This window comes from Mycobacterium sp. pW045, from assembly GCF_041287085.1.
GTDB lineage: Bacteria > Actinomycetota > Actinomycetes > Mycobacteriales > Mycobacteriaceae > Mycobacterium > Mycobacterium algericum_A.
Window position 1 is genome coordinate 38,438 of the sequence record NZ_JBGGKU010000017.1, and the last position, 16,018, is coordinate 54,455.

At 67.3% G+C, this 16,018-nt stretch carries 11 protein-coding genes; 5 read left to right on the forward strand and 6 right to left on the reverse strand.

The window, feature by feature from the left end; genetic code table 11:
* Positions 1–4: 4 nt before the first annotated feature.
* Entirely contained in the window at positions 5–1,660 is a 1,656-nt protein-coding gene (locus ACAG20_RS20595) for a recombinase RecB (protein ID WP_370493936.1), read from the reverse strand.
* Between the two features lie 12 nt (positions 1,661–1,672).
* Positions 1,673–2,269, reverse strand: a complete 597-nt coding sequence (locus ACAG20_RS20600) for a hypothetical protein (protein WP_370493937.1) — start codon at positions 2,267–2,269, stop codon at positions 1,673–1,675.
* Positions 2,270–2,323: 54 nt separating this feature from the next.
* On the opposite strand from ACAG20_RS20600, the gene ACAG20_RS20605 reads away from it, so the two are divergent.
* Positions 2,324–2,836: a cyclopropane-fatty-acyl-phospholipid synthase family protein gene (locus ACAG20_RS20605; RefSeq protein WP_370493945.1), complete on the forward strand. Its 513-nt coding sequence runs from the start codon at positions 2,324–2,326 to the stop codon at positions 2,834–2,836.
* Here ACAG20_RS20605 and ACAG20_RS20610 read toward each other — a convergent pair.
* On the reverse strand, positions 2,833–3,489 hold the full coding sequence (locus ACAG20_RS20610; RefSeq protein ID WP_370493938.1) for a peptidoglycan endopeptidase: 657 nt from the start codon (positions 3,487–3,489) through the stop codon (positions 2,833–2,835). The two genes, ACAG20_RS20605 and ACAG20_RS20610, sit on opposite strands and share 4 nt — an antisense overlap.
* A gap of 645 nt (positions 3,490–4,134) precedes the next feature.
* Here ACAG20_RS20610 and ACAG20_RS20615 point away from each other — a divergent pair.
* Positions 4,135–4,698: a hypothetical protein gene (locus ACAG20_RS20615; RefSeq protein WP_370493939.1), complete on the forward strand. Its 564-nt coding sequence runs from the start codon at positions 4,135–4,137 to the stop codon at positions 4,696–4,698.
* Between the two features lie 38 nt (positions 4,699–4,736).
* Here the strand turns inward: ACAG20_RS20615 and ACAG20_RS20620 are convergent, their stop codons facing one another.
* The 3 genes from ACAG20_RS20620 to ACAG20_RS20630 form a co-directional block, all read right to left on the reverse strand.
* A complete protein-coding gene (locus ACAG20_RS20620; RefSeq protein ID WP_370493940.1) occupies positions 4,737–5,138 on the reverse strand; it encodes a hypothetical protein in 402 nt (133 codons plus the stop codon).
* 60 nt (positions 5,139–5,198) lie between these two features.
* A complete protein-coding gene (locus tag ACAG20_RS20625; RefSeq protein ID WP_370493941.1) occupies positions 5,199–6,953 on the reverse strand; it encodes a molybdopterin-dependent oxidoreductase in 1,755 nt (584 codons plus the stop codon).
* Between the two features lie 181 nt (positions 6,954–7,134).
* Positions 7,135–8,934: a molybdopterin-dependent oxidoreductase gene (locus tag ACAG20_RS20630; RefSeq protein WP_112687837.1), complete on the reverse strand. Its 1,800-nt coding sequence runs from the start codon at positions 8,932–8,934 to the stop codon at positions 7,135–7,137.
* A 567-nt stretch (positions 8,935–9,501) separates the two neighbouring features.
* On the opposite strand from ACAG20_RS20630, the gene eccB reads away from it, so the two are divergent.
* The 3 genes from eccB to ACAG20_RS20645 all read left to right on the forward strand — a co-directional run bounded on the left by eccB (position 9,502) and on the right by ACAG20_RS20645 (position 15,861).
* A complete protein-coding gene (gene eccB / locus ACAG20_RS20635) occupies positions 9,502–11,013 on the forward strand; it encodes a type VII secretion protein EccB (RefSeq protein ID WP_370493942.1) in 1,512 nt (503 codons plus the stop codon).
* On the forward strand, positions 11,010–15,209 hold the full coding sequence (eccCa, locus tag ACAG20_RS20640) for a type VII secretion protein EccCa (protein WP_112687841.1): 4,200 nt from the start codon (positions 11,010–11,012) through the stop codon (positions 15,207–15,209). Before eccB ends, eccCa begins: the two co-directional genes overlap by 4 nt.
* A gap of 352 nt (positions 15,210–15,561) precedes the next feature.
* Positions 15,562–15,861, forward strand: coding sequence for a PE family protein (locus ACAG20_RS20645; protein WP_112687843.1), 300 nt, complete (start codon positions 15,562–15,564; stop codon positions 15,859–15,861).
* The last annotated feature ends 157 nt before the right edge of the window (positions 15,862–16,018 follow it).

Consider the following 16,018-nt stretch of genomic DNA (forward strand, 5'->3'; position numbering starts at 1 on the left):
TGGTTCACCGGGAGGCGGAGCGCAACCCGTCGCGAATCGCCGCCTGCGCCGCGACATCGCACTCGTTGTATCGCAGACACCACTGCCGCGCGATGTCGGCCTCCGGTCCACACCCGCGGGCGACGTCGATCGCCAGCTGGGACGCGAGCCCGCCTGCGTCGTCGACGTCCCACTCGAAGCCGAAATACCCGGCGACGCTTTTGATCGACGAGGAGGTGCGCGCGAAGTACTCGGCCTCGAACCATTGATGCAGGTCGTGGGTGAGTCCGTCGAGGACTTCGACGACGCCGGGAAACCTGCGGGTCCTCGACCGCTCGGCGTGATGCCAGTGGAAGACGGCCAGCGATTTATCCTCCCGTGCGGCCTGCTCACGCAGTTGCCGTATGCGGGAGACGAATTCGTCGGCGAGCTGCGCTTCGCCGTGTTCGTCGAGCGGCTCGAACGACACCACCGGGTCGTAGTGCGCGGTGGCGTCGTCCTGGCCATCCCGGATGCGCAGACCCCACTGGTAGATCCGGGAGTCGGCATCCCACTCGATGTCGAAGTCAACCTCGATGTCGGCGGACGGCACCGTCGGGTGCCCGGGGCGGTGTTGTTCGTAATCGATGCCGGCGCAGCTCATCCGGGCACGCCGCACGGCCTTGGCCAGCCGCTCTTCCGGCTTCTGGGTGCGCACCGATTGGATGCGGAATGCCTCGGCGTGGTGGTCCGGGTCGACCCGGGCCAACTGCGCGACGCTCAACGTCGTGCCGTCGCCGCAGTGCCGGTAGAGGTACTGCCACTCCCGGACGTTGAGGTGGCCGGTCTCGAGGGCGAACGATGCGTCGTCCTCGCCGGCCACGGTGGCGCAGTGCTCGAACCAATCACAGGAATCGCAGTCAGCGATCCGGTAGGGCCGCACCAGTTCGCGCCCGGACGCCGCGGCGCGCGCGACGTCCAGCCGGAAGGTGAACTCATGGTCGTACCGCTGCAGAGCAGAGCGCTTCTTGCGGTGTTCGGGGTCGCTGGCGGAGTAGGTGAGGAAGGCTTCGGCATCGAGGTCGTACCACGTGATGGCATGCTCCTGCCCGATGACCTCGGTGAGATCGGAGCTGCCGATGATGCCGCCGCGGTTCAGGCCCGGGTGATACCCCAACTCCTGCAGCATCCGGGTGTAGTGCGCCAGTTGCATGACGTCGTCGCGCCAGCGCGCGCCGTGATCGCTGTAACCGGGGAAGGTGTGCAGCTGATCCGGCGCCGATAGCGTCGACACCTGCACTTCGGAGGTTTTCGCGGCGCTCAGCGTGCGGTGGTTCTTGATGTCCACGGGCAGATAGCCGTTCCGGTAACGGATCAGCACATCGGGCCGCCCGACGCGGCTGTTCACCTCCGGCAGCCACGCGCCGGCGATCACATCGACACCGGCATCCATTGCCGCCCGGGTCGCCCGTTGCTGCTCGCTTCGGCCGACGTCGGCGTCGAGCACCAGCAGCGCCCCCGAATCGTGGTACTGCGACCGCAACTCATCGAAGACGGCCGCTTCGAAGGCGATGCCGGCCTCGCGCAATGCCACCCGCTCCGGCGAGAGTGCCACCGGTTCCACGACGACGGGGGAGAACAGGTTGTGGGTGACGCGGGCACACTGCTGGGCGTGATATCCACCGAGTGTGAGCGGGTCCACAGCCTCTAGATCCTAGGGCCTCGGCGCTCTTGTGGCGGCGGCGATTTCGCCGATCAATGCAGCGACGATCCCGAAGGCGAAGTACAGCGGAACCAGCCATGGGGCCACCCCGAACAACGCATCGGAATCTGTGGCGTAGCGGAACTGGCCCGCCGCGGCGATCGCGATCTCGATGGCCGGGCCGCACACCGCGGCCAGCACACCGCACACCATGGCGGGACGATCCCCCAGGGCGCAGTAGGTGAGCACCGCGAATGCGCAGATCAGCGTCGTGATCGGCACTTGCGGTGCGGCGTGCGCGATGGCGGTCACGACGTAGCTGCCCAACACGGCGGCGACGCCGGCGACTCCCTGGCGCACCGTGACCTCGGTCCGCACCGCGGGCAGATGTAGCCGCAGCTCCGCCAGGATCACGGTGCCGGCACCGACCATGACCGCGAACCAGATCGGGCTGCTCCACACGAACGGCACCGCACGCGACGGCGGAAGGTATTCAGTGGTTCCGGTGACCACATGGGAGTGATCACCGACCAAGCCTGCCGCTGCGCCCACCGCGAACAGCAGTAACGCAATCCAGGGGTGCAGTTTCACCACCGCAGTATCGTCCATCGAGTGAGCGACGATGACCGGACCCGCTGGGATGCGACATACGCGGACCGGGATCTGCCGTCGCCGGACGCGCTCGGCCCGGCAGCGGTCTTCACGGCGTTCCGCCACGAGTTCCCGACCGCGGGCCATGCGGTTGACGTCGCCTGCGGGCAGGGCACCGCTGCGGTCTGGCTCGCCCGCAGGGGGCTAGCGGTGCGGGGCTTCGATGTGTCCCCGGTTGCGATCGAGCAGGCGCGCGCCCTGGCGGCAGGCAGCGGCGTCGGCGACCGGTGCCGCTTCGAGGTCGTGGACCTCGACGGTGGGCTGCCCGACGGGCCGCCGGCTGACGTGATCTACTGCGCCCGGTTCCGGGACCGCCGGCTGGACGCACCGATGCTGGAGCGCCTGACACCGGGCGGGCTGCTGGCCGTGACCGCGCTCAGCCAGGTCGGCAGCGTCGCCGGGCGGTTCCGTGCCGCGCCCGGTGAGCTCCGCGAGGCATTCGCCGGTCTCGAGGTGATCGCGGACGGCGAAGGGCAGGGGCTGGCGTGGTTGCTGGCACGACGCCGAGTCGACGGCGCGGGTTAGGGCTGCGGCGGCGCGTCGCGCTCGATTGGCTCGGGGCCGGGCTCGGTCGGCGGCTCGCCGAACGCCGGGGCGTCCATCGGCGGCGCCTCGGCAGGCGGGGCCTCGAAGGGCGGCGCCTCGGGAGGCGGTGCTTCGAACGGGGGCGGTGCTTCGAACGGGGGCGGTGCGTCGAACGGCGGGGCCATCTCCATGCCCATCGGCTCGGCGGCCGGCTCGGGGGCGGGAGCTGGCTCCACCATGGCTGCGAACTGCACCGGCGCCGCTTCGTCGGCGGGTGCCTCGGTAGGCATCGGCAGGTACATGTGGTGGGTGAACTGCGGCTGGTAGGCGCCGCCACCACCGATCTTCACGCCGCCGCGCTCGCCGCTGGACACCGGAGTGCCGTCGGGCAGCGTCACCGCAGTGTGGCTCCTGTTCCAGCCCACCACCAGTGCACCCGGCGCGGTGCCGTACTGGAAGCCGCGCGCCAGCAGAGCCGACTCCTCGTTGGCGGTGTGAAACCGGTCACCGAATGCCGGCCGGCCGGTGGCGACGTTCGACACCCACGACGCCAGACCCGAGCAGTCCGTCCCGGCGGGGCTGTCCCCACCGGAGATGTACGGCGTGCCCGAAACCTGCTGGATGAGCGCCATCAGCGCTTCGAGACCAAACATGACCAGGCACATTAACAATGGCTAACTGAGCGAACCAAAATCTGTGGCAGGCATCACGTTTGACGTTGAAGTTGTTAGGCATTACGCCACAACGTAAAACACCAGGTAGCGGGGCGAAAATAAGCCGTGCAGACCGGATTTCGACGTTGAAGTACTGGTAGATGCGGTGTAGGCGGCCTGTTGAGAGTTGTTGCTAGTAAATTTGATTCATGTTGCGCGACCAATCGCCTTGGTGGACAGGCGACTACGTTGGTTATACCGGTAAAAGCATTGAGAAGATCTGCAGCGCAACGTGTATCGATTTCTCGGCCCACAGTGTCAATGAAACTGCTTGCCATCCATCATTATTCAATGATTTTCGAAACGATGGCCAGCTCGGCGCCGCGCGGTGCTTGGCCTGAGCCGTCGCGGTGGTGATCACGGCCGGTACGCGGGAGCCGAACGGCGTCAAAGCGGGGAAATCCGGGCCTGCCGGCGACCGCCGGCGCGATGCTCGTCCGAGCCGGTCCGGCGACGGCCACGCCCCCGGCCGGCATCGGCGCGCCGACCCGGTTCCGCGCGCCGCGAGGCGCCCGGGTGAGAAGATGGCGACGCGCACGCCGATCAGCGGCCGTTGCCGATGTGGACGTGAGACGGTATCAAGCTATGCAGAACCTCAGCTACCTGACTTACGAAGAGTTCGGGCGGAAGTTCTTCGAGATCGCGGTCACCGAAGAGCGGGTGGCAGCGGCGTTCGCCGCGATCGCCGGTGATGAGTTCGAGATGCCCCCGATGCGGCAGGGGCCGGGCGGGATCGCCCGGGTCAGCGCGAAGGTGCGGATTCAACAGCCCCGGGTGACTCGCGGCCTGGGTGATCTGCTCACGTTCGCCATCCACATTCCGCTGGAGATCGACCTGCTTATCGACCTGCGCCTGGACAAGCAGCGGTTCACCGTGGCCGGTGACATCGCGCTGCGGGCCACGGCGCGGGCCGCCGAACCGTTGCTGCTGATCATCGACGTGCCGAAACCGCGGCCGTCCGACATCACCGTGGAGGTGTCGTCGACGTCCATCCGAGGTGAGCTGCTGCGGATCTTCGCCGGGGTCGACGGGGAGATCCGACGGTTCATCGCCAGCTATGTCGCCGACGAAATCGAGAGCCCGCAGTCGCAGCAAGCACAGGTCATCGACGTCGCCGAGCGGCTGGACTCGGCCTGGACGGGCATCTGACCGGGTGACGAGTGTCACCGAGGCCGCGGGCCGGCCGGCTACGGGTGGGGGATCGCGGGGATGGCAGGAATCGCCGGGATCGCCGGGATCGCCGGAATGGCGGGGATGGCGGGGATGGCGGGAACCGCAGGCGCTGACGGAACCCGGGGTGCCGCCGGCGCGGGTTGGGGCGTCGCTCCGCCCTGCGGCGCGGGGTGCTCGACGGCAGGTGCCGCGCTGGTCAGCGGGGCCTCTGGGCCGACGGTCTGCTCCGGCACGGCTTCGTCGGGGGCAATCGGTGTCATCGGGGCCAGCGGGGCGCCGGGCGCGGTGGTGACCTCGCCGTAGCCCGCGTCGTCTGAATCGTTCTCGCAGTCACCGCAGCCGGTCGCCATCGCGCCCACCGCGATCCCGGCCGCCACCACCGACAGGACTGACTTTCCGATACCGCGATTCCGCATGGACGCTCCCGTCGCTCGGTTGACTGGATCTACCCTACGACGGCCCGGCGGGCGCGCGAGTTACAGCGTCTGCCGGTACCCGAAGAACTCGTGATCCTCGTTGTAGCCGCCGTAGCCGCCGCCCACCTCGCGGAAGTGTTCGACGAACTCGATTCCCTTGAGCCACTTGACCATTTTGAAGCCGTGCTGCAATTCGTTGCGGAGCCGCAGCGGCGCGCCGTGGCCGTAGCTGAGCGGTTCGTCGTTCATTCGGTAGGCCAGCATCGTCAGATGGTGGTCCATCTGCTCGATGGCGTGGGCGTCGTAGTAGAGCCCGCCCTCGGAACCGGGCGCCATGGAGTAGAACACCACCCACTTGGCCTCCGGCAGTGGTCTGACGATGTCGAGGACGGTCTTCATCGCCACCCCGCCCCACTTGGCCACCCCCGACCACCCCTGGATGCAGAAGTGCTGGGTGATCTGCTCGTGGTAGGGCAGGGCCTTCAGCTCGTCCAGCGAGAAATCCCTCGGGTGCTCCACCAATCCGTAGACGTGCAGCCGCCAGTCGGCGAAATCCCCGGCGAACATCTCCTTGTACTCGACGGTCTCGGGGTAGGTCCCGTTGTGCCAGAAGTGCGGGGAGATGTGTTCCTCGGTGAAACCGCCGGGTTCGGGGTTGACGTGCTCGAACAGTCGCTGCAGCGGGCCGATCAGTGCGTAGCCGACGCGCTGCACCACCCGCGGATGCCGGTAGGTGAACGGGGTCGCCCACACCCAGGCGAGGGCGGTCACCGCCATCGCCGCGGCGAAGACCCAGAAGCCGGCGAGACCGGAACCGTCCCGAGCGGCGAACATGTGATTGAAGTTGCGCACCGCGTCGGTGGCGAACACCAACGTCACGTGCACCAGGATGAACACCAGGAAGTAGGCCATCACCAAGAAATGCAGCGAACGGGCCAGCTGTATGCTCAGCCGCTTGCTGATGCGGGTCAGCCGCATGGACACCGCCGGGCTCATCCCGATCCCGGTGATCACCGCTGCCGGGGCGGCGATGAACACGGTGGTGAAGTACGCGAGCTGCTGCAGGCCGTTGTAGGCCACCCAGCCGTTGTCGTCGGGCCAGTCCAGCGACAGGTACTGCATGCCCACCGACAAGGCGTTGGGGAAGACGGCCCAACTGGTCGGCACGAGGTGGCGCCAATGCCCGGTGGTGAACAGCAGCACGTAGAACACCGCACCGTTGGCCAGCCACAACACGTCCGCACCGAGATGCCACCAGCGGGCCAGCCCGATGGCGTGCCGGATCCCGGGCAGGCCGAGTTGGTCGGGCAGGCCCACCGAGTCCTGTTTGGCGGTCCACATTGGGTCCTTCGGGACCGGCCCGGCGATGCGGAACCACTCGTCGGTGTCCGGGGTGGCGTTGCGGCTGAAGTACAACCGCGGATGGTCGGCCAGGATCTGGATGCCTGACCGGACGATGAACGTCATCAGGAAAAGATTGAAGAAGTGCTGCCAGCCGGCCCAGGCGGGTATTCCGGCGGTTCCGCCGGTCGCGACGGTACCCGGGTACCGGTGGACGAAGGCGGCGACCGCCGGGAAGCCCACCAGATACCTCGCTACCGCGACAGCGATAACCAGTGCCGCGAAACCAATTGGGAGCAACCACAATAGGTTGAACCATCGGTTTTTGCCGACGCGCAGCCGCGGAGCGGTGGCCATCTTCTCGCCCAGGCCGCCCGCCCAGGTCTCGTGGTCGACGACATGGTGTGCCGGTGTGAGCTCGTCGCGGTGGCTCACCAGTGCCGTGCGACGGTGGTTCTCGTCAATGTCTGCCATAACCCGATTCCTCGCCCGATCCCATCAATAAAAAGGATTACGGTGCGGAATATTAGTCGGCGGGGCTGCGAGCCGGATGGGGATTCGATGCCGGGTCCCTGAAGGCGTCGGCGAACCGGCGTCGAACGCACGGAAGGGGCCGCACCCCGACGGGCCGGCCCCTTCCGTGCGCTGGGGAACGTCAGATCGTCTGGTGGCGACCGAAGAACTTGTGGTCTTCGCTGTAGCCGCCGTGACCACTGCCGATCTCTTTGTAGGACGCCACGAACTCGATGCCCTTGATCCACTTGACCAGCTTGTAGCCGTGCTGCAACTCGTTGCGTAGCCGCAGCGGGCGACCGTGCATGTACGGCAGCGGCTCGTCGTTCATGTTGTAGGCGAGCATCGACATGTGATGCCACATCTGGTCCACCGGGTGCGCGTTGTAGTAGATCCCGCCGGTGGCGCCCAGGCCCATCGAGTAGAACACCACCCATTTCGCCTCGGGTAGTGGCTTGACGATCTCCATGATCGTCGACATCTGCACGCCACCCCACTTGGCCACCCCGGACCAGGCCTGCACGCAGAAGTGCTGGGTGATCTGGTCGTGGTAGGGCAGCGCCTTGAGGTCTTCCAGGCTGAATTCCATCGGGTTCTCGACCAGCCCGTACACCTTGAGCCGCCAGTCCTTGAAGTCGCTGGCCTCGTGTTCCTTGTACTCGACGGTCTCGGGCAGCCGGCCGTTGCGCCAGTGGAACGGTGAGATGTCGTCCTCGGTGAAGGTGCCGGGCTCGGGGTTGAGCTTCTCCAGCGAACGCTGGAAGGGCCCGATCAGGGCGAACCCCACCTTCTGCACCACCCGCGGGTATTTGATCGTGAGCGGGGTCGCGGCTAACCAGGCGACGATGCACACCGCGGCGGCCGCGCAGAAGACATAGAAGCCCGTGGCGCTGTGGCATCCCGGCTCGGCGCCTTCGACACATCCGCGCGCTGCGAACATGTGGTTGAGATTGTCGAACGCGTCGGTGGCGAACACCATCGTGACGTGGACCAGGATGAACATCAGGAAGTAGACCAGCACCAGGAAGTGCAGTGAGCGTGCCACCTGGATGTTGAGGCGCAGGTGCTTGCTGATCAGCCCGAGGCGCTGGGACAGCGCCGGCGACATACCCAGGCCGGTGATCACCGCGGCCGGTGCGGCGATGAACACCGTGACGAAGTAGGAGATCAACTGCAGCGCGTTGTAATTGGTCCAGGTGTGGTCGTCGGGCCAGTTCAACGACATGTACTGGATCATCACCGAGGCGGCGTGCGGGAAGACGTCCCAGCTGGTGGGGATGATCCGGCGCCATTGGTCGGTGCTGAACAGCAGGACGTAGAACACCGCACCGTTGAGCAGCCACAGCACGTCCAGGCCCAGGTGCCACCAGCGGGCCAGCCCGATCGAATGCCGGAAGCCCGGCAGCCCGAAGTGCCGCGGCAGCGCGACGGTATCGGCGTTGGCCGTCCAGTACGGGTCGTCCGGGACCGGGGGGCCCACCCGCAACCATTCGTCTTTACCGGGCGTCGAGTTACGGCTGAAGTACAGCCGCGGGTGATCGCAGAGAATTTGGATTCCGGATCGGATGATGAACATCATCATGAACAGGTTGAAAAAATGCGACCAGCCCAGCCACGCGGGCAGCCCGCTTTCGACCTTCGTGGACGGCATGCTGCCGGGGTATTCGGCGATGAACTCCTCCACACCGGGGATGTTGCGGATACCCTTGCCGGCCGCGATCGCCGCGACCAGCCCGACGAACCCGATCGGAATCAGCCACAACAGGTTCAGCCACCTGTCACGGCCGATCCGCAGGTGCGGGGCGATCGCCCGCCGGGACAGGTCGAAACCACCCCCGTATGTCTCGACGTCGACGGTGTCGTCGTGATTCTTGTGAATCTCGGTGCGGTAGCCCTGCTCCAGTTCCAGCTCGACGTCCACGACGTCGGTGGAGTAGTTCACACGGTGAGTGGTCTCTTGCGTCGCTGGTGAAGTGGCCGGCCCCCGAGGGTCGAGCTGGCCTTCAGCGCCCTGTCCGTCGAACGTCGTCACGCTCGCGACAGTACAGCCGTCGGGGCCGCGGGCCGCCGGTCTGACACCAAATGCACAGGTTCTTAGCAGCAACCTCTGACCTGCAGATTCGTCCTGCGCAGCGGGTGCCGCGGCCGCGGATGCGGTTTTGGTCCGCGAGTCGGTCACCGGCCCGGATTCGCCGACCGGCGGCTTTCGATCGGCACGATTTTTTCCGGACGGGGATCCGGATCCCGCCAAGCGGCGCGCCGTTGCGCTCAGGTGTATCTCGCACGTAACTGACCGTTCACCTGACGCCCTCATAATTCGAGTCAGAATCGCGGACCTGGATTCGCCATCGCCGCCGGATTGCAATCTGCGCGGACGGCGGTCACTGCGCAACACGGCTAGCATGCGCAGTGGAGAAACTTGTGATCAGGCAGGGGTAAATGACGACCTATATGGCACCGGAACGGCTTCGTCGCCGGCCAGTCCGGCCGGCGGGGGCTGGGGCGCACCGTGGCTGACGAACAGCGGGGGCCCGGTTACGGCCTGGGGCTGTCGACACGCACCCAGATGACCGGGTACCAATTCCTGGCGCGGCGGACCGCGATGGCGTTGACCCGCTGGCAGGTGCGGATGGAAGTCGAACCCGGCCGGCGCCAGGCGCTGGCCGTGGTCGCCTCGGTATCGGCGGCCTCGGTCATCTGTCTGGGTGCGCTGCTGTGGTCGTTTCTGAGCCCATCGGGTCAGCTGAATGAATCGCCGATCATCGCCGACCGCGACTCCGGGGCGCTGTATGTGCGGGTCGGCGACACCTTATATCCGGCACTGAATTTGGCATCGGCCCGGCTGATCGCGGGCCGCGCCGACAATCCGCACAAAGTGCGCTCGGCGCAGATCGCCGAGCAGCCGCACGGCCCGCTGGTCGGTATCCCGGGCGCGCCTTCGGACATTCTGCCGACCTCACCGTCGTCGTCGTCGTGGTTGATCTGCGACACCGTGGCCAACGTGCAGGGGGTCGGAGCGCCGTCGCCGGTCACGGTGACGGTCATCGACGGCAGCCCGGACCTCAACTCCCGCCGCCGGGTGCTCGACGGCCCGGACGCCGTCGTGCTGCGCTACAACGATGAGTCGTGGGTGGTTCGGCAGGGCCGGAGGTCGCGTATCGATGCCGCCGACCGGGCGGTGCTGTTGCCGCTGGGCCTCACCCCCGAACAGGTCGAGCATGCACGGCCGATGAGCCAGGCGCTTTTCGACGCGTTGCCGGTCGGCCCGGAGCTGGCGGTGCCGTTCGTCCCGGAGGCCGGCCGTCCGCCGGCCTTCCCCAACGCCCCCGGGCCGGTTGGAACCGTCTTCACCACTCCGCAATTGGCTGGGCCGCAGCAATATTCGGTGGTGCTGATGAACGGCGTGCAGACGGTGTCGCCGGTGGTGGCACGCATCCTGCAGAACGCCGGGGCGACCGCCGGCGGCGCGCCAGTGGTGGTGGCGCCGCCGGAGCTGGCGAAGATGCCCGTGGTCACCGGGCTGGACCTGTCGGCCTACCCCGAAGGACCGCTCAAGGTCGTCGACATGAAGGAGAACCCGTCCACCTGTTGGTGGTGGGAGCGGTCCAACGGTGACAGTCGGGCCCGGATCCAGGTGGTGTCCGGCCCCACGATTCCCGTGCCGCAGAAGCAACTCAACCGGGTGGTATCACTGGTGAAGACCAATAACAACAACATGCCGCAGGCCGACCGGGTCTACTTCGGTCCGGGCTACGGCAACTTCGTCGCGGTGACCGGCAACGATCCGGACGCCTCCACGCGGGAATCGCTGTGGTGGCTGTCCGCGTCGGGGGTGCGCTTCGGGGTGCCCGGCGACGATGAGCGCAAGGCGCTGGGGCTGGTCAGCGAACCGGCACTGGCGCCGTCGGTGGCGTTGCGGCTGCTGGCGCACGGCCCGACGCTGTCCCGCGAGGACGCCTTGGTACGTCATGACACCCTGCCGACCGATATGAGCCCTGCAGAATTGGCGGTGCCCAAGTGAAACGTGGATTCGCCCGGCCGACGCCGGAACGCGCCCCAGTGGTCAAGCCGGAGAACATCGTCTTGCCCACGCCGCTGAGCGTGCCGCCGCCGGAGGGCAAGCCGTGGTGGCTGGTGGTGGTCGGAGTGTTGGTCGTCGGCCTGCTGGTCGGCATGGTCTCGATGACCGTGGCCAACGGCTCCCGGATGTTCCTGGGCGCCGGCGCCATCTTCCCGATCTTCATGATCGGCGGCATCGCGATGATGATGTTCGGCGGCCGCTTCGGCGGTGGCGCCCAGCAACTGAGCCGCCCCAAGCTCGACGCGATGCGCGCCCAGTTCATGCTCATGCTGGACCGGCTGCGCGAGTCGGCCGCGGAGTCCGCAGACAGCATGGACGCCAACTACCGGTGGTACCACCCGGCGCCGTCCACGCTGTCCGCGGCGGTCGGGTCGTCGCGGATGTGGGAGCGTCAACCCAACGGCAAGGACCTCAACTTCGGGCTGGCCCGGGTCGGGGTGGGCATGACGCGGCCGGAGGTCACCTGGGGTGAGCCGCAGAACATGCCGACCGACATCGAGCTGGAACCGGTGACCGGCAAGGCGCTGCAGGAGTTCGGGCGCTACCAAAGCGTGGTCTACAACCTGCCGAAGATGGTCTCGCTGTTGGTCGAGCCGTGGTATTCACTGGTCGGCGACCGCGAGCACGTGCTCGGGCTGATGCGTGCCATCATCTGCCAGTTCGCCTTCTCCCACGGGCCCGACCACCTGCGGATGGTCGTCGTCACTTCCGATGTGGAGCAGTGGGATTGGGTGAAATGGCTGCCGCACTTCGGCGACCCCCGCCGGCAGGACGCCGCCGGTAACGCCCGCATGGTGTACGGCTCGGTGCGCGACTTCGCCGCCGAACACGGCGACCTGTTCTCCGGGCGCGGCTCCTTCATGCCGCGCCACGCCAGCTCGTCGGCGGAGACGCCGACGCCGCACCACCTGATCGTCGTCGACGGCGTCGATCCGCAGTGGGAGTACGTCAACACCACCGAGGGCATCGACGGGGTCACATTCTTCGACCTGACCGGCGCCCCGGAGTGGCGCGGGGTGTCACAGCGGGTACTGCGCTTCGACGACAAGGGCATCATCAACGCCCTGCCGCGCGACCGCGACACCTGGATGGTCATCGACGACAACGAGTGGTTCTTCGCCCTGGCCGATCAGCTCAGCCTGACCGACGCCGAGCAGTTCGCGCAGCGGATGGCGCACTGGCGGCTCGCCGAGGCCTACGAAGAGATCGGCCAGCGCGTGACGCACCACATCGGGGCTCGCGACATCCTTTCCTACTACGGCATCGAGGATGCCGGACGCATCGACTTCAACCAGTTGTGGACGAGCCGGCAGAACGAGGGCAGCCGGGCTCGGCTGCGCGTCCCGTTCGGCAACCGCTCCGATAACGGCGAGCTGCTGTTCCTCGACATGAAGTCACTGGACGAGGGCGGCGACGGCCCGCACGGCGTCATGTCGGGAACCACCGGCTCGGGTAAGTCGACGCTGGTGCGCACCGTGATCGAGTCGCTGCTGTTGGGCCATTCGCCCGACGAGCTGCAATTCGTGCTTGCCGACCTCAAGGGTGGTTCGGCGGTCAAGCCGTTCTCCGGGGTGCCGCACGTGTCGCGGATCATCACCGACCTGGAAGACGACCAGGCGCTGATGGAGCGCTTCCTGGAAGCCATGTGGGGCGAGATCGCCCGCCGCAAGTCGATGTGTGACAGCGCGGGCGTTGACGGCGCCAAGGAGTACAACGAGATCCGGTCCCGGATGGCCGCGCGTGGGGACCACAGTCTGCCGCCGCTGCCGATGCTCGTGGTGGTGATCGACGAGTTCTACGAGTGGTTCCGCATCATGCCGACTGCGGTGGAGGTGCTGGACTCGATCGGCCGGCAGGGCCGCGCCTACTGGGTGCACCTGATGATGGCGTCGCAAACCATCGAGAGCCGCGCCGAGAAGCTGATGGAGAACATGGGCTACCGGCTGGTGCTCAAGGCGCAGACGGCCGGTGCGGCACAGGCCGCCGGCGTGCCGAACGCGGTGAACCTGCCCGCCAAGGCCGGCCTCGGCTATTTCCGCAAGAGCGGCGAAGAGGTCATCCGCTTCCAGGCCGAGTTCCTGTGGCGCGACTATCAGCGTGGCGGCATGCTCGACGACGAACAGTTGCCGCAGGTGCACTCCATCGACTACATCCGGCCGCAGCTGTTCACCACCGCGTTCACCCCGCTGGAGGTGAGCGTCAGCGGCACCGAGATCGAAGCGGCCGACGAGATGCCGGCCATCACCGCCACCCCCGCCGAGGAGCCCCCGGCCGAGGAAGAGGACTGGATCCGGATTCCCAAGGTGGGCACGGTGATCATCGATCAGCTGCGCCAGATCGACTTCGAGCCGTATCGGTTGTGGCAGCCGCCGTTGGACGAACCGGTGGCCATCGATGAGCTGGTGAACCGCTACCTGGGCCACCCGTGGCAGGAGAACTACGGCACCCGGCGCGACCTGGTGTTCCCGATCGGTCTCATCGACCGGCCCTACAAGCACGACCAGCCACCGTGGACGGTGGACACCTCCGGGCCCGGCGCCAACGTGCTGATCCTGGGGGCCGGCGGTGCGGGCAAGACGATCGCGCTGCAGACGCTGATCTCTGCGGCGGCGCTGACTCACACCCCCGAACAGGTCCAGTTCTACTGCCTGGCCTACAGCGGCACCTCGCTGACCACGGTCGCCAGCCTGCCGCACGTGGGCAGTGTCTGCGGGCCGACCGACCCCGACGGGGTCCGTCGTACGGTGGCCGAACTGCTGGCGCTGGTGCGCACCCGCAAACGCAGCTTCCTCGAGAACGATGTGGCCTCGATGGAGGTCTTCCGGCGCCGCAAGTTCGACGGCGCCCCCGGAAGCGTGCCCAACGACGGTTTCGGCGACGTCTACCTGGTGGTCGACAACTACCGTGCGCTGTCCGAGGACAACGAGGTGCTCGTCGAACAGATCAACCAGATCATCAACCAGGGCCCCTCGTTCGGCGTGCACGTGGTCGTGACCGCCGACCGCGAGTCGGAGTTGCGGCCCCCGGTCCGAAGTGGCTTCGGATCCCGGGTCGAGCTGCGGCTGGCCGCGGTGGAGGACGCCAAGTTGGTGCGTTCCCGGTTCGCCAAGGACGTCCCGGTCAAACCGGGCCGGGGCATGGTCGCGGTCAACTACGTGCGCCTGGACAGCGATCCCCAGTCCGGTCTGCACACGTTGATCGCCCGGCCCGCGATGGCCGACACCGACGATGAGGTGTTCGAGTCCGACAGCGTGGGTGCCGCGGTCAGCCAGGTGGCGGTGGGCCGGGTGCGCCCGGTGCGGCGGCTGCCGGCGCGGTTCGGGCTGGACGAGGTGCGGGCCGTCGCGGTCAACGACCAGCGCGAGGGCGTGGGGGCCGGCGGCATCGCGTGGGCCATCTCCGAACTCGACCTGCAGCCGGTCTATCTGAACTTCGCCGAGAACGGGCACCTGATGGTGACCGGGCGCCGCGAGTCCGGCAAGACCACCACGCTGGCCACCATCATGAGTGAGATCGAGCGGCTGTACGCGCCCGGCTCCAGTACCGCGCCGCCCACCACGCAGCGGTCGGCGCAGGTGTGGCTGATCGACCCCCGTCGGCAGCTGTTGACCACCCTGGGCTCGGACTACGTGGAGAAGTTCGCCTACAACATGGACGGGGCGGTGGCACTCGTCAACGAGCTGGCCGCCACGTTGGCCAACCGTGAGCCACCGCCGGGTCTGTCGGCCGAGGAACTGCTGTCGCGTACCTGGTGGAGCGGGCCGGACATCTTCTTGATCATCGACGACATCCAGCAGTTCCCGCCGGGCTTCGACTCGCCGTTCCAGAAGGCCGCGCCCTGGGTGACCCGCGCGGCCGACGTCGGCCTGCACGTCATCGCCACCCGCAGCTTCGGCGGCTGGTCGTCGGCGGGCAGCGATCCGCTGCTGCGGGCGCTCCACCAGGCCAATGCGCCGCTGCTGGTGATGGACGCCGACCCCGACGAGGGCTTCATTCGCGGCAAGATGAAGGGCGGTCCGCTGCCCCGCGGACGTGGCCTGCTGATGGCCGAGGACACCGGGGTGTTCGTGCAGGTCGCCGCCACGGAGCTGCGGCGGGCACCGACCCAGGAACGTACCGCTGCGCCGGTGCGCTGAGCCGCCCCGTCGCGACAACCGCCGTGGCGTCGAGTAACGGCGCCGCGGCGGTTGCTGGCGGCGGAACTTTCAGCGGCGTCGCCGGCAATTCGCCGCGGCCAGATTTAAACGGCGCGCCTCGTTGCAGCTACTCCGGCGAAACGCCCGCAGACCCACCCCGCAGGTGAATTACAGTCTCGTGTTTCGGCAGGTCGTCCCTGTTTTGTGGGCCGCGCCACGCCTCGCGGGCGTCACCAGATGAACAGTTGCTGTCGGCAGGTGAACAGTAGGCATAATCGGCCGTTTCGGCCTTTCCGAGCGCTTAGGCTTTGGGGCGGAAAGATTGCTGACAGCGATCCGAGGAGGGACGTCAATGTCGTTCGTGAACACGCAACCGGAGGCGCTCGCCGCCGCTGCGGGGAACCTCAGCGGTATCGGAGCAGCGCTCAACGCGCAGAACGCCGCTGCTGCGGCTCCGACCACCGGTGTGGTTCCGGCCGCCGCCGACGAGGTCTCGGCGTTGACCGCTGCGCAGTTCGCCGCCCACGCGACGATGTACCAGCAGGTGAGCGCTCAGGCCGCGGCGATCCACGAGATGTTCGTCGCCACGCTCAACAACAGCGCCACCTCTTATGCAGCCACCGAGGCGGCCAACGCGGCTTCGGCCGGCTGAGCGGATTGAACGAGCAGGGGTGACGGGCATGCCGGCGACCTAAGACAACGACGTCAACCAACCGATCAACGAACTTCAAGACAAGGAGAGACAAGTGGCAGCACGTTTTATGACCGACCCGGATGCGATGCGGGCGATGGCGGGGCGTTTCGACGTT

Bases quoted from the DNA above. Each gene is read 5' to 3' on its own strand.
- ACAG20_RS20600 (WP_370493937.1), bottom strand. From the start codon at position 2,269: ATGGACGATACTGCGGTGGTGAAACTGCACCCCTGGATTGCGTTACTG.
- ACAG20_RS20610 (WP_370493938.1), bottom strand. From the start codon at position 3,489: ATGTTTGGTCTCGAAGCGCTGATGGCGCTCATCCAGCAGGTTTCGGGC.
- ACAG20_RS20615 (WP_370493939.1), top strand. From the start codon at position 4,135: ATGCAGAACCTCAGCTACCTGACTTACGAAGAGTTCGGGCGGAAGTTC.
- ACAG20_RS20620 (WP_370493940.1), bottom strand. From the start codon at position 5,138: ATGCGGAATCGCGGTATCGGAAAGTCAGTCCTGTCGGTGGTGGCGGCC.
- ACAG20_RS20625 (WP_370493941.1), bottom strand. From the start codon at position 6,953: ATGGCAGACATTGACGAGAACCACCGTCGCACGGCACTGGTGAGCCAC.
- ACAG20_RS20645 (WP_112687843.1), top strand. From the start codon at position 15,562: ATGTCGTTCGTGAACACGCAACCGGAGGCGCTCGCCGCCGCTGCGGGG.